The sequence below is a fragment of the Streptococcus mitis genome (assembly GCF_002005545.1).
GTDB classification, from domain to species: domain Bacteria; phylum Bacillota; class Bacilli; order Lactobacillales; family Streptococcaceae; genus Streptococcus; species Streptococcus mitis_I.
Genome location: NZ_LBMT01000001.1, coordinates 365,857 through 389,940, shown reverse-complemented (window position 1 = coordinate 389,940; position 24,084 = coordinate 365,857). Strand labels below are relative to the sequence as shown.

Below are 24,084 nucleotides of genomic sequence, written 5' to 3'. Positions count from 1 at the left end.
TTCTGACCACCTAATCTTGTGTCAAATAGTTATCAAACAAAGTCTACTATACCATTTATCAGTTAAATATTTTTATGTTATAGGAGCGCTACATGTCTAATTCATTTGTCAAGTTGTTAGTCTCTCAATTGTTTGCAAATTTAGCAGATATTTTCTTTAGAGTAACAATCATTGCTAACATATACATTATTTCAAAATCTGTAATTGCCACATCACTAGTTCCAATTTTAATAGGGATATCCTCTTTTGTTGCGAGTCTTTTAGTTCCTTTAGTTACTAAAAGGTTAGCGCTAAATAGGGTTTTATCTTTATCCCAATTTGGAAAGACTATATTATTGGCGATACTGGTAGGAATGTTTACCGTAATGCAATCCGTAGCGCCTTTGGTAACCTATCTATTTGTTGTTGTAATTTCCATATTAGATGGTTTTGCAGCACCCGTTTCCTATGCTATTGTGCCACGCTATGCGACCGATTTGGGCAAGGCTAACTCAGCCTTATCAATGAGTGGTGAAGCTGTTCAATTGGTGGGTTGGGGATTAGGTGGACTCTTGTTTGCAACAATTGGTCTTTTACCTACCACGTTTATCATTTTAATCTTGTATATCATTTCTAGCTTTCTGATGTTATTTCTTCCTAACGCTGAAGTGGAGGTGTTAGAGTCAGAAACTAATCTTGAAATTTTGCTCAAAGGTTGGAAGTTAGTTGCTAGAGGTCCTAGATTAAGACTTTTTGTATCAGCAAATTTATTTGAAATTTTCTCAAATACGATTTGGGTTTCGTCTATCATACTTGTCTTTGTAACTGAGCTATTAAATGAAACGGAAAGTTACTGGGGATATTCTAATACAGCATACTCTATCGGGATTATAATTAGTGGCTTAATTGCTTTTAGGCTATCTGAAAAGTTTCTTGCTGCTAAATGGGAAAGTATTCTTTTTCCTCTTGTAGTCATGGCAATAGTGACACTGACTATTCTATATTTTCCAAACGCACAGATGTTTTTATTATTTTCAGCTTTAGTTGGTATGTTATCGCAGCTAAAAGAAGTTCCTGAAACTGTATTTCTTCAGGAAACAGTAGAGGAAAATAACTTGGTTAATGTCTATTCCGTTCTTGAAGTGATTTCGACATTAGCATTTTCAGTATTTGTTTTGCTAATGAGCTATATTACTGAGAGTTTTGGTATTAGCATAAGTTTTTGGCTATCAGCCATTTGTCTGATGATAGAAGCTATTTTAATTTATATCAGACGAGATTATTTTAAATAAGAGACTGGTTAAAAAGTCTTGAAAAATTAGAAAAGCGCATAGTATCAGGTGTTGATGAAAAAACTTGATATTGTGCGTTTTATTATGGAAAGATTTACCTCATTTTCTGCTGAAATTGAGTTTTGAAGCAGGATCACTCTATTTGAAATATACATAGAAAAACCGCATAATTCTTAAAATAAACTGAAATCTACTGAAAATCTACGGTAAACAATTGAAAAACTAGTCTATAAAGTGGTACAATAGTAGAAAAATACTATAGTAAGAGTCTATCTTATTTAGCAAAAATTACAGAAATGAATGGTTTTTCTTGATGAAACAGAGAAAAGAATTGTACCTCTTTCTTGGTCGGACAGCCTTGTATTTTCTTATCTTTCTAGGGCTGCTTTACTTCTTTAGCTATCTTGGTCAGGGTCAAGGAAGCTTTATCTATAATGAATTTTAACTTGAAGGAGAATCCCTATTGTGTCAAATAAACCAATAGCAGATATGATTGAAACCATTGAGCATTTTGCTCAGACACAGCCTAACTATCCTGTTTACAATGTTTTGGGGCAGGAACATACTTATGGAGATTTGAAGGCTGATTCGGATAGTTTAGCTACAGCCATTGACCAACTAGGCTTGCCTGAGAAGTCTCCTGTGGTCGTTTTTGGTGGCCAAGAATATGAAATGTTGGCAACTTTTGTAGCCTTGACTAAGTCAGGTCACGCCTACATTCCAATTGATAGCCATTCGGCCTTGGAGCGAGTTTCGGCTATTTTAGAAGTTGCAGAGCCAAGCTTGATTATTGCTATCTCAGACTTTCCATTGGAGCAGGTTTCGACACCTATGATGAATCTAGCTCAGGTTCAAGAAGCCTTTGCCCAAGGGACTAGCTATGAGATCACGCATCCAGTCAAGGGTGATGATAACTACTACATTATCTTTACTTCTGGTACAACTGGTAAGCCAAAGGGAGTGCAGATTTCACATGATAATCTCCTCAGCTTTACTAACTGGATGATTACAGACAAGGAATTTGCGACGCCAAGTCGTCCGCAAATGCTGGCTCAGCCACCTTATTCTTTTGACCTGTCTGTCATGTACTGGGCGCCGACCTTGGCACTGGGTGGTACGCTTTTCGCTCTTCCTTCAGCTATTACTCAGGATTTTAAGCAACTTTTTGCGACCATCTTTTCATTGCCAATCGCTATCTGGACATCAACCCCTTCTTTTGCGGATATGGCCATGTTATCAGAAGACTTTAATAGCGAGAAAATGCCTGGAATCACGCATTTCTACTTTGATGGCGAAGAATTGACGGTTAAAACGGCTCAAAAACTGCGCGAGCGTTTCCCAAATGCCCGTATTATCAATGCTTACGGCCCAACAGAAGCGACAGTGGCCCTGTCAGCAGTTGCCGTGACAGATGAGATGCTAGCGACTCTCAAACGCCTACCAATCGGCTATACCAAGGCTGATTCTCCAACCTTTATCATTGACGAGGAAGGGAATAAACTGCCAAATGGCGAACAGGGAGAAATCATTGTTTCTGGACCAGCCGTTTCAAAAGGTTATATGAACAATCCTGAAAAAACAGCAGAAGCCTTCTTTGAGTTTGAAGGTCTACCAGCCTACCATACAGGAGATGTGGGAACTATGACAGATGAAGGCTTACTTCTCTACGGCGGACGCATGGACTTCCAGATTAAGTTCAACGGTTACCGCATCGAGCTTGAAGATGTCTCTCAAAATCTTAACAAGTCTCGCTTTATCGAGTCTGCTGTTGCTGTTCCACGTTATAACAAGGATCATAAGGTGCAAAATCTGTTGGCCTATGTCATCTTAAAAGATGGTGTGCGTGAGCAGTTTGAGCGAGATATTGATATTACCAAGGCTATCAAGGAAGATTTAACAGATATCATGATGTCCTACATGATGCCATCTAAATTCCTTTACCGAGACAGTTTGCCACTGACTCCAAATGGAAAAATTGACATCAAAGGATTGATTAACGAGGTGAATAAGAGATGATGGAGTTCTTTCAACAGCTTCCTCATTTAGAGCCATACGGCAATCCTCAGTATTTTGTCTATGTGATTGCTGCAACCTTGCCCATCTTTATCGGTCTCTTTTTCAAGAAACGCTTTGCCTGGTATGAAGTGCTGGTAAGTCTCTTCTTTATTGTCACCATGTTAGTAGGTGGGAAGACCAATCAACTAGTTGCCTTGGGTATTTACCTTTGCTGGGAAATATTGCTCCTGCTTTTCTACAAGCATTATCGAAAAAGCAAGGATGGCAAGTGGGTCTTCTACCTAGTTAGTTTTCTGTCCCTACTACCGATTATCTTTGTCAAGGTGCAACCAGCTATCAATGGAACGCAGTCTTTGCTTGGGTTTTTGGGAATTTCTTACCTGACCTTTCGTTCGGTTGGGATTATCATCGAGCTGAGAGATGGAGTGATTAAGGATTTTACCCTCTGGGAATTCCTTCGTTTCCTTCTCTTCATGCCGACTTTTTCAAGTGGTCCAATCGATCGCTTTAAGCGGTTTAATGAAAATTATCAGACCATTCCTGAGCGAGATGAGTTGATGGATATGCTGGATGAATCTGTTCGCTATATCATGTGGGGCTTTTTGTATAAGTTTATCCTAGCTCATGTTTTAGGAGAGACCTTGTTGCCTCCTCTGAAGAATCTAGCCTTGCAGTCAGGTGGCTTCTTTAATCTCTATGCCTTGGCAGTCATGTATACCTTTGGTCTGGAACTTTTCTTTGACTTTGCAGGTTACTCTATGTTTGCCTTAGCCATTTCAAATTTGATGGGAATTCGTAGCCCTATCAACTTTAACAAACCTTTTTTATCAAGGGATTTAAAGGAATTTTGGAATCGTTGGCATATGAGTCTCTCTTTCTGGTTCCGTGACTTTGTCTTTATGCGAATGGTCATGGTATTGACCAGAAAGAAGGTCTTTAAAAATCGCAATGTAACCTCAAGTGTGGCCTACGTTGTCAATATGCTAATCATGGGATTTTGGCATGGAGTGACTTGGTACTACATCGCCTATGGACTCTTTCATGGACTGGGCTTGGTGATCAATGATGCCTGGATTCGCAAGAAAAAAACGCTCAATAAGGAGCGGAAAAAAGCAGGGAAGGCTTCCCTACCTGAGAATCGCTGGATTCAGTTGCTTGGCATGGTTGTCACCTTCCATGTCGTCATGCTGTCATTCTTAATCTTTTCTGGATTTTTGAATGATTTATGGTTTAAAAAATAAAAGGAAATAAAATATGGATATCAAATCAGAAGTTATCGAAATTATTGATGAGTTGTTTATGGAAGATGTTTCTGACATGATGGATGAAGATCTTTTTGATGCAGGTGTCTTGGATAGTATGGGAACGGTTGAATTGATTGTGGAGATTGAGAACCGTTTTGACATTCGTGTCCCTGTAACAGAGTTTGGTCGCGATGACTGGAATACAGCTAATAAAATCATAGCTGGTATTGTGGAGCTACAAAATGCTTAAACGCTTATGGATGATCTTCGGACCGGTCTTGATAGCTGGTTTGTTGGTTTTTCTGCTCATTTTCTTTTATCCTACTAGTAAAAGTTATAATTTATCAGAAGAAAAACGATATGCAGCAGCGATTAGTACACAAAGTTTTAGAGAAAGATTTCAGAAAGTGAGAGCTCTTTCGGACCCAAGTCTACGATTCATTCCCTTTTTTGGTTCTAGTGAGTGGATTCGATTTGATAGTATGCATCCAGCTGTTTTAGCGGAGAAGTACAATCGTTCGTATAGACCCTATTTTTTAGGACAAGCAGGAGCAGCTTCTTTGAATCAGTACTTTGGTATGCAGCAAATATTGCCAGAGCTAGAAAATAAACAAGCTGTTTTTGTTATTTCTCCTCAGTGGTTTACAGAAACGGAGTATGAACCTGCAGTTTTTCGTAGGTATTTTAACACGGATCAATTGGGTGCTTTTTTGGAAAATCAGTCTGGAGATGTGTCAAGTCGTTACGCCGCTACGCGTTTAATGAAAAAGTATCCTAATGTAGTATTGGGAGATATAGTTAAAAAAATAACCGAGGGTGAGCAACTTTCAGAAATAGATAAGACACTTATAGATACATTGGCACGATTCAACCAAAAACAATCATTTCTATTTGGACAATTGTCAGTGAATGATGGAGAAAAATATAGAGATCGCGTGGAGAAGTATTTAAAAGACCTGCCAGATAAATTTTCCTACGACGAATTGAGAGAAATCGCTGTAAAAGATGCTGAAGCAAATACCACGAATAATGATATGGGAATGGAAAATCGTTTCTATGATACGCAAGTAAAGAAAGATTTAAACAAGTGGAAGGATTATCAGAAAAATTATAATTTTCTAAAATCATCCGAATATAATGACTTGCAATTAGTCTTGAATCAATTTGCGAATTCAAAAGTGAATGTATTGTTTGTGATTCAACCTGTTAATAAAAAATGGATGGATTATACAGGATTAAATCAAGATATGTATCAACATGCAGTTGAAAAAATTCGTTACCAGTTAGAAAGCCAAGGTTTTACCAATATAGCAGATTTTTCAAAAAATGGTGCTGAACCTTATTTTGTAAAAGATACAATTCATATTGGTTGGTTGGGCTGGTTGGCTTTTGACAAGGCAGTTGATCCTTTCCTATCCAATCCCACACCATCTCCGACTTACCATCTGAATGAGCGCTTTTTCAGCAAAGATTGGGCGACTTATGATGGAGATGTCAAAGAATTTCAATAGATAATATAGAAGAGTTCAAGAATGAAACTAGTTTTCACGTTTTTTCTTGACTCTTTTTTTGCTTGTGATATAATTAACTGGTAAACAAAATGTCAAATAATAGTATTTTTCTCTTAAAAAAGAGAAGTCTAAAAGGAAAGGAGTCAGATATGAGACAGCTAGCGAAGGATATCGATGGCTTTTTGAATGAGGTGATTTTGCAGGCGGAAAATCAGCATGAAATCCTAATAGGTCATTGTACTAGCGAGGTGGCCCTGACCAATACCCAGGAGCATATCCTCATGCTCTTGTCAGAGGAATCTTTAACAAATTCAGAGTTGGCTCGTCGTCTCAATGTCAGTCAGGCGGCAGTTACCAAGGCCATTAAGTCTTTGGTCAAGGAAGGGATGTTGGAAACATCTAAAGATCCTAAGGATGCGCGTGTGATTTTTTATCAGTTGACTGATTTGGCTCGTCCAATTGCTGAGGAGCACCACCATCACCATGAGCATACACTTTTAACCTATGAGCAAGTGGCAACTCAGTTTACTCCAAATGAACAAAAAGTGATTCAGCGGTTTTTGACTGCTTTAGTAGGAGAAATCAAATAATGAGATATATTACGGTAGAGGATTTATCCTTCTATTATGATAAGGAGCCAGTTCTTGAACATATCAATTATAGTGTTGATAGTGGGGAATTTGTTACCTTGACTGGGGAAAATGGAGCGGCTAAGACGACATTAATCAAGGCCAGTCTTGGAATCCTCCAACCACGCATTGGCAAGGTGACTATTTCAAAGACAAATACGCAGGGTAAGAAATTGAGAATAGCCTATCTTCCTCAACAGATTGCCAGTTTTAATGCGGGTTTTCCAAGTACAGTTTATGAATTTGTCAAGTCGGGTCGCTACCCGCGAAAAGGTTGGTTCCGTCGTTTGAATGCTCATGATGAGGAGCATATCAAGGCTAGTTTGGACTCAGTTGGTATGTGGGAACACCGAGACAAACGCTTGGGGTCTCTATCCGGAGGACAAAAGCAGCGAGCGGTGATTGCGCGCATGTTTGCTTCGGATCCAGATGTGTTTATTCTAGATGAGCCGACAACGGGGATGGATGCAGGAAGTAAAAACGAATTTTACGAACTCATGCACCACAGCGCCCATCATCATGGCAAGGCTGTTTTGATGATTACCCATGACCCTGAAGAAGTTAAGGATTATGCGGACCGTAATATTCATCTAGTCCGTAACCAAGACTCGCCATGGCGTTGTTTCAACGTTCATGAGAATGATCAGGAGGTGGGCCATGCTTAGTTTGTTATCTTATGACTTTATGCAACGTGCCTTTCTGGCCGTTATTGCCATGAGTCTTTTCTCGCCAGTATTAGGAACCTTTCTTATCTTGCGTCGTCAGAGTTTGATGAGTGATACTCTTAGCCACGTCTCGCTGTCGGGTGTAGCTTTTGGTCTGGTTCTGGGGATTTCTCCGACTATTTCAACTATTGCTATTGTCTTGATTGCGGCTGTCTTTCTGGAGTATCTCCGTACGGTTTACAAGAGCTTTATGGAAATCGGGACAGCTATCCTCATGTCAACAGGTCTGGCTGTTTCTCTGATTGTCATGAGCAAGGGTAAAAGCTCTAGCTCAATGAGTTTGGACCAGTATCTTTTTGGTTCAATCGTGACTATCAGCGAAGAGCAGGTTATTTCCCTTTTTGTCATTGCGGCGGTTGTTTTGATTTTGACCTTCCTCTTCCTTCGTCCGATGTACATTTTGACCTTTGATGAGGATACGGCCTTTGTGGATGGCTTGCCAGTTCGTACCATGTCCATTCTTTTTAACATGGTGACGGGGGTGGCCATTGCCCTTATGATTCCTGCTGCGGGAGCTCTTCTGGTATCGACCATTATGGTCTTGCCAGCTAGTATTGCCCTGCGTCTGGGGAAAAACTTTAAATCGGTTATGCTGCTTGCCAGTGCTATTGGATTTTTGGGAATGGTGGCAGGACTTTACATTTCCTACTATGCAGAAACACCTGCAAGTGCAAGTATTACCATTATTTTTGTAACTGTCTTCTTACTGATTAGTTTAGTAAGACGTTTTATCAAATAGGAGACTAATGTGAAAAAAATTAGCTTATTGCTAGCCAGTCTATGTGCCTTGTTTTTAGTGGCTTGTTCCAATCAAAAACAGGTAGATGGTAAACTCAATATCGTGACAACCTTTTACCCTGTCTATGAATTTACCAAGCAAGTCGCAGGAGATACTGCTAATGTAGAACTCCTCATCGGTGCTGGTACAGAACCCCATGAATACGAACCGTCTGCCAAGGCAGTTGCCAAAATCCAAGACGCAGATACCTTCGTTTATGAAAATGAAAACATGGAAACATGGGTACCTAAATTGCTAGATACTTTGGATAAGAAAAAGGTGAAAACCATCAAGGCGACAGGCGATATGTTGCTCTTGCCAGGTGGTGAGGAAGAAGAGGGAGACCATGACCATGGAGAAGAAGGTCATCACCATGAGTACGATCCCCATGTTTGGTTATCACCAGTTCGTGCCATTAAACTTGTAGAGCACATCCGTGATAGCCTATCAGCAGATTATCCTGATAAAAAAGAGACCTTTGAAAAGAACGCATCTGCCTATATCGAAAAATTACAAGCCTTGGATAAGGCTTATGCAGAAGGCTTGTCTCAAGCCAAACAAAAGAGCTTTGTGACTCAGCACGCAGCCTTTAACTATCTCGCCTTGGACTATGGACTCAAACAAGTCGCAATCTCAGGACTTTCTCCAGATGCAGAACCATCAGCTGCTCGTCTGGCAGAATTGACAGAGTACGTCAAGAAAAATAAAATTGCCTATATCTACTTTGAGGAAAATGCTTCACAAGCCCTTGCTAATACACTTTCAAAAGAGGCAGGTGTCAAAACGGATGTCCTCAATCCTTTAGAAAGTCTGACAGAAGAGGATACCAAGGCTGGCGAAAACTACATCTCCGTTATGGAGAAAAACCTCAAGGCTCTGAAACAAACAACGGACCAAGAAGGCCCAGCTATCGAACCTGAAAAGGCAGAGGATACCAAGACAGTCCAAAATGGTTACTTTGAGGATGCAGACGTCAAGGACCGCACCTTGAGTGACTATGCAGGTAACTGGCAATCAGTTTATCCTTTTCTTGAAGATGGCACGTTTGATCAAGTCTTTGACTACAAGGCTAAGTTGACTGGTAAGATGACTCAGGGTGAGTACAAGGCCTACTATACAAAAGGCTATCAGACAGATGTCACTAAGATCAACATTACTGATAATACTATGGAATTTGTTCAAGGTGGACAAAGTAAGAAATACACTTATAAGTATGTTGGAAAGAAAATCTTGACTTATAAGAAAGGAAATCGTGGCGTGCGCTTCCTCTTTGAAGCCACAGATGCGGACGCTGGACAATTCAAGTATGTTCAGTTTAGTGACCACAATATCGCCCCAGTTAAGGCAGAACATTTCCATATCTTCTTTGGAGGTACAAGCCAAGAAGCCCTCTTTGAAGAAATGGATAACTGGCCAACCTACTACCCAGATAACCTATCTGGACAAGAAATCGCCCAAGAAATGTTGGCGCATTGATGAGAAACTGACTAGTTCATAAGAGCTAGTCGGTTTTTGGGTACTAGATAGCTAACTCTATTAGAGACCTTTCAGATACCTAAGGAACTTTAAACAATGAATAAAACTCTTGAAATATCTGGACCTGTATGTTAGAATAATTTTATCGGGCAAGGTTCATTAGAACACCAAATCCCTTAACTATGGCCGTAGTTAAGGGATTTTTTGACGTATCTTAGCGATTTAACGGGTGTTGATAGGCTAGTCATTCGGTCTACTTCTTACCATCTAGCCATTTGCAAACGAAATACAAGATGATTCCTGCTATGACGTCCGCTACAATAGTAAGAACGAGCTCTGGGGCAAAGTTCATTAGTTTCACCTCCTCTCACGAACCGTAAGGAACGTAATCGGTAACCGATGACAAAAATAGTATACCACATTAAATTTAGATCATCAAGATTGCTTAATTCTTGAAGTATAGGGGATAGGCAAAAAGTCTTTAAAATCAAAAAACGTATAGTATCAGATGTATAAAAGCTTGATGTTATATCAATTATAAAAGTGGATAGGAAAGTGTTCTGATTATCAGAATTCCTTCCTATCCACTTTTTGAAGATTGTAAGTTAGCCTAATTTTATGTAGAATCAGCTTATTTGTTTTATTTATCAAAACCTTGCAAGGCTTTTTGGCGTTCTTCTACTTGACCTTTAGCATCTAGTTTATTACCACCGTATACAGCTGATTCCCATGATCCGTACATTGGATTTGGGAAGATGATGAATTTTTCACCGAATTCTTTTTGCAATTCTTCAAGTTGTTTATCACGGTCAGACTCAGAAGTCTTAGAAAAATCTGCAAAGTCTACAAGGTTATCACCAAACAATAAGATAAGATTTGTTTTTTCTTGAACTTTTTGGCGACGCCCCTCTTTGGATTTTACACCACTTTCTAAGAACATGAGATGATCACGTCCTTGAACAGGAATTCCTTCACTTTCAAGATTTTTAATGGTAGCATCTACTTGATTAGCTGAGCGGTCAGAAATGTAGTAGATTTGGACACCGTTTTGATCAGCAAACTGAAGAAAATCCTTGGCGCCTGGGACAGCTTTTGCTGCAGCTTTTTGAACCCAAACATCCCAATTTTCGGGTGTGAATGCTGTACCATCTTTGACATTTTGTACTTGATAAGGGCTATTATCTAGGACAGTTTCATCCAAGTCTAAAACGATAGAGTAAGGTTTGTCTGATTCTGTTTTGAGCAATTCCTTTAGGTGATTTGTTGCAACGTTATAACCCTGTATGTATAAGGCTTTAGTTTCAGCTGATTTTTGATACCAAAGGGTTGACATAGTATTTTCTCTTGACCGTAGTTGGTCATATGTCATTGTAATTTGATTATCAGATGAGCTACTATTGTTTGTCTGTGTTTCTGTAGACTTTGTTGCACAACTAGCCAATAAGACGACAGAAGCAAGTGCAGAAAGGATTGTAACAGTAGTTTTTGCTGTTTTCATGAAATATCTCCTATTCATTCATTTCAATAAATAGTATAGCACGAGAGAAAAGTTAAGGCAAGTTATTCCCTGACCATTGATGTAGATTCTATAGAAGTTAATGTAATGAAAAAAGCGATTACTAACTTGAAATGTAGTTTCACCTCTAATTATTGACATTTCAGGAAAAATCGCAGTAAAAATTGCACAGCCTTCTTTAAATGTGCTATAATACAGGAAAAAATAATAATGGAGGTCACGATAATGGCAACATTTTTGATGATTTTTGTGGTGGTTTGTGTGCTCCTATTGGTGATAGTCACACTGAGTACAGTTTATGTGGTTCGTCAGCAGTCGGTGGCGATTATTGAACGCTTTGGGAAATACCAAAAGGTTGCCAATAGTGGTATTCATATTCGATTGCCTTTTGGAATTGACTCGATTGCAGCTCGGATTCAGTTGCGCTTGTTGCAAAGCGATATTGTAGTTGAGACTAAGACTAAGGATAATGTGTTCGTTATGATGAATGTGGCGACCCAGTACCGTGTCAATGAGCAGAGCGTGACAGATGCTTACTATAAACTCATGCGTCCAGAATCTCAAATTAAATCTTATATCGAAGACGCTCTTCGCTCTTCTGTTCCCAAATTAACCTTGGATGAATTGTTTGAGAAAAAAGATGAGATTGCCCTTGAAGTTCAACATCAAGTAGCAGAAGAAATGACAACTTACGGTTATATTATCGTGAAAACCTTGATTACCAAGGTCGAACCTGATGCAGAAGTTAAGCAATCCATGAATGAAATCAATGCGGCGCAACGTAAGCGGGTCGCAGCGCAAGAATTGGCAGAAGCTGACAAGATTAAAATCGTCACTGCAGCTGAAGCCGAAGCAGAAAAAGACCGCCTTCATGGTGTGGGGATTGCCCAACAACGTAAGGCGATTGTGGATGGATTGGCAGAGTCTATCACCGAACTCAAGGAAGCCAATGTTGGCATGACAGAAGAGCAAATCATGTCCATTCTTTTGACCAACCAGTATTTGGATACCTTGAATACCTTTGCCTCTAAAGGAAACCAGACTATCTTTTTACCAAATACGCCAAATGGTGTTGATGATATCCGTACACAAATCTTGTCAGCCCTCCGTGCTGAGAAGAAATAATAGACTAAAGAGCTTGGCAACAGGCTTTTTTTGCATTGCATTTGTTAAGAAAAGCAAAGAACATTGATATACATTTATACTCAATGAAAATCAAAGAGCAAACTAGGAAGCTAGCCGCAGGCTGTACTTGAGTACGGTAAGGCGACGCTGACGTGGTTTGAATTTGATTTTTGAAGAGTATTAAATAAAAATTATTGTATGTTGTCCCCCTTAATTTGGAATGATAAGGGAATAACTAGAAAGATTTGTGAATACAAATTATTTCTGATATACTAACTATACAGTAATAATGAATGATAGGATATGGGATGAAAGAATTTCAATTTGAGAGAAAGCAGCGTTTTTCTTTGAGAAAATATACAATAGGAGCTTGTTCGGTCTTGCTAGGAACGAGTTTATTTTTTGCTGGTATGGGGGCTCAACCCGTACAGGCTACAGAAACGACTTCAACACTAATTTCAAGTCATTACTTGGATGAGCAGGATTTACCTGAAAAGTTGAAATCTGAGTTGCAATGGTTTGAAGAAAATAAGATTGAGGTAAAAGAGGGAAAAGAATACTATTTTGTCTATCGAAAATTGGCTACAAGATTACCAGCAACAGGTCTGTTTTCTAATGATGAGATGTTTATCTTGGGAGCAGGATTGTTATTGCTTTCCTTCACTTTAATCAAGAGAAAAAAGGGAGCGTCTTACTTCCTTGTGAGCGTCTTTGCTGTTGGTGGTTGGGTAGCATCCATCTCTGCTTTAGAAAATCTGGTAGAATTGCAACCAGCCCTTGTTAAGAGAGTAGAAGGTCAGTTTTTACCAAGTCCTGAAACAGTCCAAGGATATGAATTTACGGGATATTATTTGGTAAGAGATAGTGCTAGCAAGGAACTTTCTGTTGATAAGGTAGAGTCGTCAGTATTATCTCAAAAGGAGGAAAGTTCAGAACCTCAATCTAAGAAGATTGTACCACATACTACATCTCATTTTAGCTCGACTAAAGATCTTGTGCAATCTTCTCAACCATCTTACGCAGTTGAGCCTGTTTTAAATCCAACTCCTGAAAAAAGTATGAGTATTGAGTCTAAAAAAGTACCAGATGAAGGAATGAAAACTGTTATTGAAGACAAGCCAGAACTGGAAGTTAGGGTAGGGGAGATAGAGTTTGAAACTCAATTTCAGTCTGACCCAACTCTGGCTAAGGGAGAAAAAAGAATTTCTATAGAAGGTGCCAAGGGACAAGAACGAATCTTAACAGAAGTAAGGGTTGTCGATGGTATTGTTACGCGAAATGAAGTAGGGAGAGAAGTGCTTCGTGAACCAGTTGCTCAGGTGATTTTGGTCGGGGAAAAAGAGAAGGAACTTCAAGAAAATGGTATAAGCCTAGCCCCGGAAGTCCAACCACCTCTTCCGTCTTATGAGGGCGGTGTTTCCGGCGAATCCTTGGTGGAACCGTCCCTTCCATCTTATGAAGGCGGTGTTTCCGGTGAGTCCTTGGTAGAACCAGCGCTTCCTTCTTATGAAGGCGGTGTTTCCGGTGAGCCTTCGGTAGAGCCGTCTCTTCCATCTTATGAAGGCGGTGTTTCCGGTGAATCCTTGGTGGAGCCGTCCCTTCCATCTTATGAAGGTGGTGTTTCTGGCGAATCCTTGGTGGAACCGTCCCTTCCATCTTATGAAGGTGGTGTTTCCGGCGAATCCTTGGTAGAACCAGCGCTTCCTTCTTATGAAGGCGGTGTTTCCGGTGAGTCCTTGGTAGAACCAGCGCTTCCTTCTTATGAAGGCGGTGTTTCTGGCGAATCCTTGGTGGAACCGTCCCTTCCTTCTTATGAGGGTGGTGTTTCCGGCGATCCTTCGGTAGAGCCATCTCTTCCGTCTTATGAAGGCGGTGTTTCTGGTGAATCCTTGGTGGAACCGTCCCTTCCGTCTTATGAAGGTGGTGTTTCCGGTGAGCCTTCGGTAGAACCGTCTCTTCCGTCTTATGAAGGTGGCGTTTCCGGTGAGCCTGAGATACAGGAGGCTCTCCCAGAGTATAAAGAAGACACTCAACTTCCTCAGACCAAAGTGGAGACCAAAGCTGTTCCTTATGAAACCGTTTATGAAAAGAGTGAGGAACTAGACCACGGCGTTACAAGAGTAAAAATTCCGGGTGTTGAGGGACAAGAACAAGTTACTACTACCTATGCTAAAGATCAAGCAAGTGGAAATATTTCTGAGAATAAAACTGTCAAAATAGTAGTTAACAAAGTTGATCAAGTTGTAGAAGTTGGAACTAAACCGAGTGTTGAAACTACTGTCCTATCTCATAAAACGATTTACCAAGTGAATCCTGCTTTGGAGTTCAGACGACAGGAAGTAGCGGTTGCAGGGCATGATGGTTCGGTGGAAACTAGGACGACTTATCAACTAGACAAGGCAACAGGTCAGGTGACGGTATCTCATACTACTAAACAAGTAAATTCAGCAGTCGATAAAGTGATTCAAGTTGGTAATGTGGAAAAAGTAATACAACCGATTTCCGTTACCGAGGAGCGAAGAGAGGATTCTTCACTTGCTAAAAATATAGAAAAGGTAGCATCTGAAGGAGAAGTTGGTGAGAATACACTTACCAGAACATACGCTATCAATGAACAAACTGGTGAATTGGTTGATCCTCAAGAAGCGAGTCAAATAACAAAACCAATGAAACCGAGAGTTGTTTTAGTTGGTAGTCAGGAGGATAAACCACACTTACTTCCGGCTAATAGTGAGAGAGAAGATGCTGTGGATGTGTCTGCTCTGACCACAAGCGCGAGATCAGTAGACTTCTTACATGACAGTAAACTAAAAGAACAGTTGGAGCCTGTCTATGATCCTCGAGATATTATAACAAAGAGAATTGCGCTCAGAAAAACACACCCAAATATCACTGACCAAGAAGTCAAAGATATGTTGCGCACAGAGTATCTTCAAAAACTATCAATTCAAGAAAGCTTTGATCAGACGAAGACGCAAGCTGAGTCAAGTTTCAAAAAGATAGCCTCGCATACATTGGGAATTATAGGAGATACCCCTGGAAATCGCAGCAAGATCAAACAAGAGCTGGAGCAATACAAAGAGCAGATCTTGTTGGGACTGTCTTATATCAATCGTTTTTATAATATTCAATTTGGGGACACGAATATTCGTGATATTCTGGCCTTTAATCCAAGTTCATTTGGCAATAAGACAATGACCGCCTTGGATAGTTTGAAAAAATTAGGATCCATGTCTTATGAAGAGATGAAATTGACCAATAGTCCTCAAACATTTACAAAATATTTATCTACTATTACAGGTAAGGCTAGTTTGAAGGAATTTTTAGACAGCAATCGCCAACTCTTTACGTCAGATGATGCGGATACCTGGCTTAAAAAATCTAGCCAAGCTATGATTGTTGACAAACCATCTAAAGAAAATCCTTCAGCGCATGTCGGTCTGTATAGCAAGTTGACAGCTGGGGAAAAGGATCCTCGTAAACAAGAGGCTAATATGGCTGCTATTTTGGGACTTTTGAATGTGAAAGAACCAAATGTTTACGTGATTAGTAATATGGCGACGATTACTTATGGTAATATTGGTTCCTATATAGATACTTCTCTTGCCCAGTCTAATCCAACTAAGTATCAGGCTGAGCTTGCTAGAGTCAAGTCTTTAATTGAAAAGGCGGCTGTACAACAAGCCAACTATGTTGATACTCTTTATCGTATAACAAAACCAGAAAATCGCGATAAGTTGCTGACAAATCGCTTGATTATTGATACGATGAAGAAATATACAAGTAATCCGAATGCACAGATTGATAGCACTTGGTCACCAGCTACTGGTAGTGGAGCTGATAAGGGGGTCGACCAGTTTATGACTCCTATGAATTACTATTCTCCAGTAAGTAAGGTGGGAGCTGAGGCTAATGGATTAGGTGTCCGTTACTTTATAGATAGGGTTTTGGATGATAGAGGTTCAGCGACTTATTCTCATGAAATGACGCACTTACTAGATAGAACGGTCTTGTTTAATAATCACGGTCGTCGAGATGGTACAGGAGCAGAGTTTTATGCGCGTGGTATTTTTGAAAACTCCTATAATCCAGAAAAGGATACTTATTTCAATCTCAACTTTGTATATGATGAGAGTGATAAGAATGGATTTTACAATAAAACACCTGATCGATTTAAAACGGCAGAAGATTTGCAATCTTACATGAAGGGAAGTTTTGATGTCCTTTATACTCTAGATTACCTAGAAGCTGAAGCAAGTAAAGGCTTATCTGCAGAAGACAAGATGAGTTATTTCAAAAAAATAACGCCAATCACTTCAACAGGTCCTAGAACTTGGGTAGATTACCGTAATCCAGCAGTTAAACCAACTCATAAGAGTGAGGAGATTCAAGCTCTGACCTTAGAAGATGCCAAAAAATTGACAGATATTGATAGTTTGATTGACAATCATATCCTGGTCAATCGTTATATCATTGCTGGTTTTTCAGATAAAGGAAAAATTACAGCAAATGGTTACTATACTGTTGATATGTTTGATACCATTTATGGTGTTAGTCAAAATGACTCTGGTATGAGTGGGGACATCACCTTTAGAAAACAAGCATTTGAATTGATGGCTGCTTTGGGCTATTATGAAGGATTTGTACCTTATGTGTCAAATCAGTTTAAAAAACAAGCTGAAGAAGAAGGCAAACCGTTATCTGATAAATATATTTTCGATAACATTTTAGGCAAATCTTACGCAGCTTTCAAAAAAGAGCAAATAACTGAGCGTGTTGAGAAATTAGGTAAGTTAAAACCAATTACTATAAATTACAACGGAAAAGAAGAAGTGATTGATAGTAAAGAAAAATTACAAGAGCTTATGAATAAAGCTGTTAAAGAAGAACTTGCTCAGATAACAGCAGGAAATACAACGGCTAAAAAGTTTAAATTTATCGAAACACCAGTTCAAAAACTGAAAAAAGCAATTTATAAAGCTTATCTCAAAGATTCAGATGACTTTAGACAGTCGATTTACAATAGTTAAGACAAAAGGGACATCTCTCTGGAATGAACATTCAGAGAGGTGTTTTTTGGTCTCTTTTGAGGTTTGTATTGTTTATTGCAAATTACAGTTTGATTGAATATGAAGTGATTTTCAGACTTTTCCACAAATTATAGAATCTTTTCTGAGTATTTAGGGAGTGATGTAGGAAGCCTTGAAAGCGTTTGTGTTTTGTGCTATAGTCAAGTAAATCGAGTCGTTTAAAGAGGAATGCTTGTATGAGAAGAGAAGAAGTTTTACGAAATCACTGGTTTTTTAGCCAAGAGGTGGGGAAGGAAGAGGCCTTGGCACCGGATTTGCAGAGGAAAAATTGGCAGGATATTCAAGTGCCACATGACTGGAGTATTTACAATGATTTTGACCAATACTCGCCAGCGCAAAATGAGGGTGGCCAGTTAAACGGGGGTCAGGCCTGGTATCGGACACAGTTTTACTTGGAAGAAGATGCCAGTCTTGTATCGGTGCGTTTGTTGTTTGACGGGGTTTACATGAATGCCCAAGTCTATATCAACGGGCAAGTGCTGGGTTATTATCCCAATGGCTACACACCTTTTTCTTATGATATTACGCCTTATCTAAGAAATGATGGGACGGCCAACCAGCTTGCGGTTTTTGTGGAAAATCAGCAACCTAGCAGTCGTTGGTACTCTGGTAGCGGTATTTACCGAGAAGTAAAATTATTGATTACAGATTCGGTGCATCTGGATTTATATGGGATTAAGATAGAAAGTCCCAAGCTCAAGGAACAAAGAGATGGATGGGTGGAAACCCAGCTTGAAAGCAAGGTTTCAAATGATGGGCCTCAGTCCGTGTCGGTGTATTTGGAGCAGAGTATCTGGTATAACGGGCAGCAGCTGTCAGACTGGCAGGTGACAGACTCTGTAGTGATTGAAGCTGGGGACAAACATCATTTCCAACAAGCCATATCAATTTTTCAACCCTTGCTTTGGGATATTGATCATCCTCATCTCTATCAGTTGAAGACTCGAATCTACAAAAATGGCATTTTGGTTGATGAAGAAGAGGAGACCTTTGGTTACCGCTATACGGATTGGCAAGCGGATAAGGGCTTCTTTCTAAATGGTCGCTGGTTGAAGATTCATGGGGTTTGTCTGCATCATGACTACGGAGCGCTGGGAGCTGTGGGAAATAGGTCAGCTGCCGAGAGACGCTTGCGCCAGATGAAAGAAATGGGGGTCAATGCGATTCGAATCACGCATAATCCAGCCAGTAGTATTTTGCTGGATGTAGCTGCCAAAATGGGCCTACTCATCCAAGAAGAAGCCTTTGATACCTGGTATGGAGGCAAGAAAGAATATGACTATGGTCGCTTTTTTGAGGAAGAAGCGACTCATCCAGAAGCGAAAGCAGGCGATTTCTGGTCAGATTACGATTTGCGCACCATGATTGAGCGTGGTAAGAACAATCCAGCTATTTTTATGTGGTCCTTGGGAAATGAAGTCAGCGAAGCAAATGGAGATGCTCATTCATTGAAGACGATCAAACGCTTGCTAGAAAGGGTCAAGGAGGTTGATGATAGTCGTTTTGTGACCATGGGAATGGATCAATTCCGCTTTGGCGATGGTTCTGGAGGTCATGAAAAGATAGCCAATTTGCTGGATGTGGTGGGCTTGAATTACTCAGAAGACAATATTGATAGGATTCGTAAAAGACATCCCAAGTGGCGTCTTTATGGATCTGAAACCTCATCGGCTACAAGGACGCGTGACAGCTATTTTCGCCCAGATAAGGAATGGGTTGGGGATAATCGCCACGTTCGGAATTTTGAACAGTCAGACTATGGCAATGATCGGGTTCCTTGGGGGAAGACAGCGACGGCTTCTTGGATAGCAGATAGAAATCGGCTAGACTATGCAGGTCAGTTTATCTGGACAGGAGTGGACTATATCGGTGAGCCGACTCCTTGGCACAATCAAAATGACACGCCGGTCAAGAGTTCCTATTTTGGGCTTGTGGACACAGCAGGGATTCCTAAAAATGACTATTATCTCTATCAAAGTCAGTGGTTGGACCTAGATCAACATCCCATGGTTCATATCTTACCTCACTGGAATTGGGAAATTCACAAGAGTTATCAACAAGTTGTGGATAAGTATGGGGATATCCCTGTTCGAGTGTATTCAAATGCTGGTTTTGTAGAGCTATTTCTCAATGGGAAATCTCAAGGTAGGAAGACTTTTCAGGAAAAATGGACTTCAGATGGCAGGAAATACCAAGAGGGACAAGGTTCTGGCCAACTCTATCTCGAATGGCGTTTGCCTTATCAACCAGGAGAATTGCATGCTGTGGCTTATGATCGTCAAGGTCAGCTTGTGGCAGAAGATAGGGCGGTGACTGCAGGTAAGCCAGCCAAAATCGGGTTACATGCCGAGAAAACAAAACTGGAGCCAGATGGGCAAGACCTCCTCTATCTTTATTTTGATGTATTGGACCAAGCTGGAAATTGGGTACCGACTGCTTCCAATCAGCTTCATTTTGAAATTGCAGGCCCTGCTCGCATTGTGGGTGTGGATAACGGCAGACAGGCCAGTCGTGAACGTTACCAGGCTCAGAAAAATGGTCGGTTTAAGCGGAAAGCCTTTCATGGCAGGGGTGTACTTTTGGTTCAGAGCTTGGAGCAGGCAGGCCAAGTAAGAGTAAAGGCCAGTGCCAGAGGACTAGAGCCAGCAAGTTTTGATCTCTTAGTGGGAGATGATTTGGCTACCCAACCAGTGAGAAATAAGCGCTTATTTGAGATTCGAGTGGACAAGCAGGCAGGATTACAAGAAGGGGCTTCCCCAGCTATTGGACTTTATCCACAAACTGTGGATAACCCTGTGAACAAGGTGGGGAATAGTGAAGTGATTTGGGAGACGAGTGGTGGTGCCCAGGCCATTATCAATCAGGGGGTGCTTCATTGCTTGTCTGCAGGTGACTTGGCTATCCGCGCCATTTATCGAGGGAAGACCTATCAAATGCACCTGCAGGTGGCAGAAAATACCTCGCTAGGTAGGGCAGTTTCTGTAAGACCACTTCGCTTGTATACAAATAAGGGAACTTATCCACAGCTGCCATCTTCAGTTTTGGTGGACTATGAGTCTGGTGGTGCAAAACGAGTCAAGGTTGTTTGGGAGGCAATCTCCGAAGAAGATATAGCAAGCTTTCATGAGTTTATGGTATCTGGTCAGCTGGAAGGGCTGGATTTAAAGGCTTCTGCTCAGGTTTGTGTCCAAGGGATTTGCGCTATTGAGCCTGAAAGGGTCTGGACGCTTGTCAAGGAAGTCCCACACTTACCAGACCGAGTCAAGCTAGTCTTATCAGATGGCAGAAGAGATACGGCCAAGGTGACTTGGGATGAACTCGAACCTCAAGTCTATGCTCAGGTAGGAGAAAGTGTGCTCACAGGACAAGTAGCGGGCTGTGAGTTGCCAGCAACAGTCACCATTCATGTGACAGATGTCAGTGTAGATGGGGAAGTTATTTCCAATCAGTGGACAGGGTCTAACCTGCCTCTAGTCTTTGCTTCTCACTCAGAGCCTAATCACCCAGCCTCATATCTCAATGACAAGGTCATTGTTCGGAAGAAATCGACAGCCAATACTTGGATTGCCAAGTCAGAGCAAGCCAGCGTGGGTATTCTGTTTGGAGATGCAGGGATTTTAAAACCGCGATTTGTGGATAACCTGACCTTGTATTATGTTGAAAATCAAGACTATGTGGCGGTAGAGCCGACTTTTATTGATTATTATGTAGGGAATGAGCCTAGCTTACCTCGGACTCCAAATCATTTGGATAAGGATTCACTGCTCAAGCAAGAGGAGAATTGGCGCCCTGTATCAGCTATCCGAAAAGTGTCAAGCGACAAGGATGAGGAGCTTCGTTTTGAATTTGACAAGGTAGAAACCTATGCCCTTCGTCTTCGATTTGAAAATTTGTCCAGTCCCCTAGCCTTAACAGAATTGCAAGTACATGCCAAAAAAGTAAAGAAAAATGTAGATAGGAAGTAGTATGGTAAGAGAAATAAAACCGCATGGGCCCTTGCCTAGTTCGACCCAGCTAGCTTATTTAGAGGATGAACTAGCAGCCTTTATCCATTTTGGGCCCAATACCTTTTATGATCAGGAATGGGGGACAGGTCAGGAGGATCCTGGGCGATTTAACCCGACAAGGTTAGATGCGCGTGAGTGGGTTCGCGTGCTCAAGGAAACGGGCTTTAAGAAGTTGATTTTGGTGGTCAAGCACCACGATGGCTTTGTCCTTTATCCGACAGCTCACACAGATTATTCGGTTAAGGCCAGTCCTTGGAGGAGTGGAGAGGGAGACTTGCTCCTTGAAGTATCCCAAGCTGCTACAGAATTTGATATGGATATGGGGGTCTACCTGTCACCGTGGGATGCCCACAGCCCCCTCTATCATGTGGACCGAGAAGCGGACTATAGTGCCTATTATCTGGCTCAGCTGAAGGAGATTTTATCAAATCCTGCCTATGGTAATGCAGGAAAATTTGCTGAGGTCTGGATGGATGGTGCCAGAGGAGAGGGCGCTCAAAAGATCAATTATGAATTTGAAAAATGGTTTGAAACCATTCGCGAACTGCAGGGCGATTGCTTGATTTTTTCAACAGAAGGCACTAGTATCCGCTGGATTGGCAATGAACGAGGGTATGCAGGTGATCCTCTATGGCAAAAGGTGAATCCTGATAAACTAGGAACAGAAGCAGAGCTGGACTATCTTCAGCACGGAGATCCCTCGGGCACGATTTTTTCAATCGGAGAGGCAGATGTTTCCATCCGGCCAGGCTGGTTCTACCATGAGGATCAGGATCCTAAGTCTCTCGAGGAGTTGGTCGAAATCTACTTTCACTCGGTGGGTCGGGGAACTCCACTATTACTCAATATTCCGCCGAATCAAGATGGGCTATTTGACACAAAGGATATTGAACGACTTTATGAATTTGCGGCCTATCGCAATGAGCTCTATAAAGAAGATTTGGCTCTGGGAGCTAAGGTGTCTGGTCCTGTTCTTTCCGCAGACTTTGCCTGTCACTATTTGACAGATGGCCTTAAGACCAGCTCTTGGGCAAGCGACGTAGGCTTGCCAATCCAGTTAGAACTTGAGTTAGGGTCACCTAAAACTTTTGATGTAATTGAGTTAAGAGAAGATTTGAAGCTGGGCCAACGAATCGCTGCTTTTCATGTGCAAGTAGAGGTGGATGGCGTCTGGCAAGAATTTGGTACAGGCTTTACAGTTGGTCATAAGCGTCTCCTGCAAGGTCCGCTAGTAGAGGCACAGAAGGTGCGCGTGATGATTACAGAGTCACAGGATTTACCTATATTGACCAAGATTTCACTCTATAAAACTCCTAGCTTATCAAAAACAGAAGTTGTTCAGGGGCTAGCATTTGCAGAAAAAAGTCTAGCTGTGACAAAGGGAGAGACTCTTCATTTTAGGATTGAACGTAGCGAAAGTAATACTCCTTTGGAGGCTAAGATTTCGATTCAACCGGGGACAGGTGTCCATGGTGTCGCCTATCAGGACGAAATTCAAGTTCTTCAATTCCAAGCTGGGGAATGCAAAAAAGATTTGTGTCTACCAACCCTGTATTTTGCTGCTGATAAGACCTTGGATTTCTATCTGAATCTGACTATTGATGGACAGCTGATTGATCAAGCTCATATTTTAGTTGAAACGAGATAAAATATCTTCACAATTCATTTCCTTTTCGAATAAATAGATAGAACCATCGAATCTAGCAAAATTAGATTTAAAACTATGGTATAATAGAAGGAGGAAATGGATGACTTTAAGACATCCGGGCATTAGCCCAACCAATGACTTGGTAGCTAAGAAAATCTTTAGCAATCCAGAAATCACTTGTCAATTTATTCGCGATATGTTGGATTTACCAGCCAAAAATGTGACCATTTTGGAGGGAAGCAATATTCATGTCTTGCCTTCCATGCCTTACTCGGCACAGGATTTCTATACCAGTATAGACGTCTTGGCGGAGTTGGATAATGGTACGCAAGTAATTATTGAAATTCAAGTTCATCATCAGAATTTTTTCATCAATCGCCTGTGGGCTTACCTGTGCAGTCAGGTCAATCAAAACCTAGAAAAAATTCGTCAACGAGAAGGTGATACACACCAGAGTTACAAACACATCGCACCAGTTTATGCTATTGCTATTGTGGACAGCAACTACTTCCAAGATGACTTGGCTTTTCACAGCTTTAGTATGCGAGAGGACACGACAGGTGAAGTCTTAACTATCACAAATAATGGTCAAGAAAACCATCTAGTCAAGATGGCATTCTTGGAATTAAAAAAATACAGAGAAACCAGCAAAGACGAGGTTCGCAAGCCGTGGTTGGAGTTTTTCGGTAATAAGCCCTTTACCCAAGAACCCGAGCGAGCCATCAGCCAAGCAGACCAACTGCTGGACTACAAGAGCTGGTCCGAGGAGGACAGGAAAATGTTTAGTCAGCTACGTATGCGAGAAGAACAGGCATTGTTAGCACAGGATTATGCCTTGGAACAAGCTGAAGAAAAAGGCTTAGAACGTGGTCGTGCAGAGGGTCGTGAACAAGGACGAGAAGAAGGCATTGAACAGGGATTAAAAGTAGGTTTAGTAAATCTAGTACGTCAAGGTCTCCTGACTTCTGAAGTTGCCAGCCATCAATTAGGCATGACCGTCGCTGAGTTTGAGGAGCTATTGAAAAACCATCATAAACATCATAAATAA

At 41.0% G+C, this 24,084-nt stretch carries 16 protein-coding genes; 15 read left to right on the top strand and 1 reads right to left on the bottom strand.

Annotated features, from left to right (window positions below; all coding sequences use genetic code 11):
• Positions 1-92 precede the first annotated feature (92 nt).
• The 10 genes from QS39_RS01885 (at position 93) to adcA (ending at position 9,650) form a co-directional block, all read left to right on the top strand.
• The gene (locus QS39_RS01885; protein WP_077804471.1) at positions 93-1,271 is read left to right on the top strand and encodes a ryptide export MFS transporter; all 1,179 of its coding nucleotides are present in this window, start codon (positions 93-95) and stop codon (positions 1,269-1,271) included.
• A 313-nt stretch (positions 1,272-1,584) separates the two neighbouring features.
• Entirely contained in the window at positions 1,585-1,716 is a 132-nt protein-coding gene (locus QS39_RS01880) for a teichoic acid D-Ala incorporation-associated protein DltX (protein WP_000813667.1), read from the top strand.
• Positions 1,717-1,736: 20 nt separating this feature from the next.
• Positions 1,737-3,287, top strand: coding sequence for a D-alanine--poly(phosphoribitol) ligase subunit DltA (gene dltA, locus QS39_RS01875; RefSeq protein ID WP_077804470.1), 1,551 nt, complete (start codon positions 1,737-1,739; stop codon positions 3,285-3,287).
• Positions 3,284-4,528, top strand: coding sequence for a D-alanyl-lipoteichoic acid biosynthesis protein DltB (gene dltB / locus QS39_RS01870; protein ID WP_077804469.1), 1,245 nt, complete (start codon positions 3,284-3,286; stop codon positions 4,526-4,528). The genes dltA and dltB overlap by 4 nt, the downstream gene beginning before the upstream one ends.
• A gap of 13 nt (positions 4,529-4,541) precedes the next feature.
• Positions 4,542-4,781, top strand: a complete 240-nt coding sequence (gene dltC, locus QS39_RS01865; protein WP_000351967.1) for a D-alanine--poly(phosphoribitol) ligase subunit DltC — start codon at positions 4,542-4,544, stop codon at positions 4,779-4,781.
• Positions 4,774-6,042, top strand: a complete 1,269-nt coding sequence (gene dltD / locus QS39_RS01860; protein WP_077804468.1) for a D-alanyl-lipoteichoic acid biosynthesis protein DltD — start codon at positions 4,774-4,776, stop codon at positions 6,040-6,042. Before dltC ends, dltD begins: the two co-directional genes overlap by 8 nt.
• A gap of 149 nt (positions 6,043-6,191) precedes the next feature.
• The gene (gene adcR / locus QS39_RS01855) at positions 6,192-6,632 is read left to right on the top strand and encodes a zinc-dependent transcriptional regulator AdcR (RefSeq protein WP_001249314.1); all 441 of its coding nucleotides are present in this window, start codon (positions 6,192-6,194) and stop codon (positions 6,630-6,632) included.
• Positions 6,632-7,336 (top strand): metal ABC transporter ATP-binding protein, encoded by a 705-nt coding sequence (locus tag QS39_RS01850; protein WP_001269496.1) that lies wholly within the window; start codon positions 6,632-6,634, stop codon positions 7,334-7,336. Before adcR ends, QS39_RS01850 begins: the two co-directional genes overlap by 1 nt.
• Positions 7,329-8,135, top strand: a complete 807-nt coding sequence (locus tag QS39_RS01845; RefSeq protein ID WP_000950030.1) for a metal ABC transporter permease — start codon at positions 7,329-7,331, stop codon at positions 8,133-8,135. The genes QS39_RS01850 and QS39_RS01845 overlap by 8 nt, the downstream gene beginning before the upstream one ends.
• Before the next feature lie 9 nt (positions 8,136-8,144).
• The gene (adcA, locus tag QS39_RS01840; protein WP_077804467.1) at positions 8,145-9,650 is read left to right on the top strand and encodes a zinc ABC transporter substrate-binding lipoprotein AdcA; all 1,506 of its coding nucleotides are present in this window, start codon (positions 8,145-8,147) and stop codon (positions 9,648-9,650) included.
• Positions 9,651-10,290: 640 nt separating this feature from the next.
• Here adcA and QS39_RS01835 read toward each other — a convergent pair.
• The gene (locus QS39_RS01835) at positions 10,291-11,148 is read right to left on the bottom strand and encodes a 5'-nucleotidase, lipoprotein e(P4) family (RefSeq protein ID WP_142761231.1); all 858 of its coding nucleotides are present in this window, start codon (positions 11,146-11,148) and stop codon (positions 10,291-10,293) included.
• A 258-nt stretch (positions 11,149-11,406) separates the two neighbouring features.
• Between QS39_RS01835 and QS39_RS01830 the strand changes: the two genes are divergently transcribed.
• From QS39_RS01830 to QS39_RS01805, 5 genes are all read left to right on the top strand, one after another.
• Positions 11,407-12,291: an SPFH domain-containing protein gene (locus QS39_RS01830; RefSeq protein WP_004235732.1), complete on the top strand. Its 885-nt coding sequence runs from the start codon at positions 11,407-11,409 to the stop codon at positions 12,289-12,291.
• A gap of 308 nt (positions 12,292-12,599) precedes the next feature.
• A complete protein-coding gene (locus tag QS39_RS01820; RefSeq protein WP_077804466.1) occupies positions 12,600-17,321 on the top strand; it encodes a ZmpA/ZmpB/ZmpC family metallo-endopeptidase in 4,722 nt (1,573 codons plus the stop codon).
• A gap of 236 nt (positions 17,322-17,557) precedes the next feature.
• On the top strand, positions 17,558-21,346 hold the full coding sequence (locus QS39_RS01815; protein WP_077804465.1) for a glycoside hydrolase family 2 TIM barrel-domain containing protein: 3,789 nt from the start codon (positions 17,558-17,560) through the stop codon (positions 21,344-21,346).
• A gap of 1 nt (position 21,347) precedes the next feature.
• On the top strand, positions 21,348-23,036 hold the full coding sequence (locus tag QS39_RS01810; protein ID WP_077804464.1) for an alpha-L-fucosidase: 1,689 nt from the start codon (positions 21,348-21,350) through the stop codon (positions 23,034-23,036).
• Positions 23,037-23,136: 100 nt separating this feature from the next.
• The gene (locus QS39_RS01805; RefSeq protein ID WP_077804463.1) at positions 23,137-24,084 is read left to right on the top strand and encodes an Rpn family recombination-promoting nuclease/putative transposase; all 948 of its coding nucleotides are present in this window, start codon (positions 23,137-23,139) and stop codon (positions 24,082-24,084) included.

Bases quoted from the DNA above. Each gene is read 5' to 3' on its own strand.
- QS39_RS01820 (WP_077804466.1), top strand. From the start codon at position 12,600: ATGAAAGAATTTCAATTTGAGAGAAAGCAGCGTTTTTCTTTGAGAAAA.
- QS39_RS01880 (WP_000813667.1), top strand. From the start codon at position 1,585: ATGAAACAGAGAAAAGAATTGTACCTCTTTCTTGGTCGGACAGCCTTG.
- QS39_RS01845 (WP_000950030.1), top strand. From the start codon at position 7,329: ATGCTTAGTTTGTTATCTTATGACTTTATGCAACGTGCCTTTCTGGCC.
- adcR (WP_001249314.1), top strand. From the start codon at position 6,192: ATGAGACAGCTAGCGAAGGATATCGATGGCTTTTTGAATGAGGTGATT.
- QS39_RS01830 (WP_004235732.1), top strand. From the start codon at position 11,407: ATGATTTTTGTGGTGGTTTGTGTGCTCCTATTGGTGATAGTCACACTG.
- QS39_RS01835 (WP_142761231.1), bottom strand. From the start codon at position 11,148: ATGAAAACAGCAAAAACTACTGTTACAATCCTTTCTGCACTTGCTTCT.
- QS39_RS01885 (WP_077804471.1), top strand. From the start codon at position 93: ATGTCTAATTCATTTGTCAAGTTGTTAGTCTCTCAATTGTTTGCAAAT.
- dltD (WP_077804468.1), top strand. From the start codon at position 4,774: ATGCTTAAACGCTTATGGATGATCTTCGGACCGGTCTTGATAGCTGGT.
- dltC (WP_000351967.1), top strand. From the start codon at position 4,542: ATGGATATCAAATCAGAAGTTATCGAAATTATTGATGAGTTGTTTATG.
- QS39_RS01810 (WP_077804464.1), top strand. From the start codon at position 21,348: ATGGTAAGAGAAATAAAACCGCATGGGCCCTTGCCTAGTTCGACCCAG.
- dltB (WP_077804469.1), top strand. From the start codon at position 3,284: ATGATGGAGTTCTTTCAACAGCTTCCTCATTTAGAGCCATACGGCAAT.
- QS39_RS01805 (WP_077804463.1), top strand. From the start codon at position 23,137: ATGACTTTAAGACATCCGGGCATTAGCCCAACCAATGACTTGGTAGCT.
- QS39_RS01815 (WP_077804465.1), top strand. From the start codon at position 17,558: ATGAGAAGAGAAGAAGTTTTACGAAATCACTGGTTTTTTAGCCAAGAG.
- QS39_RS01850 (WP_001269496.1), top strand. From the start codon at position 6,632: ATGAGATATATTACGGTAGAGGATTTATCCTTCTATTATGATAAGGAG.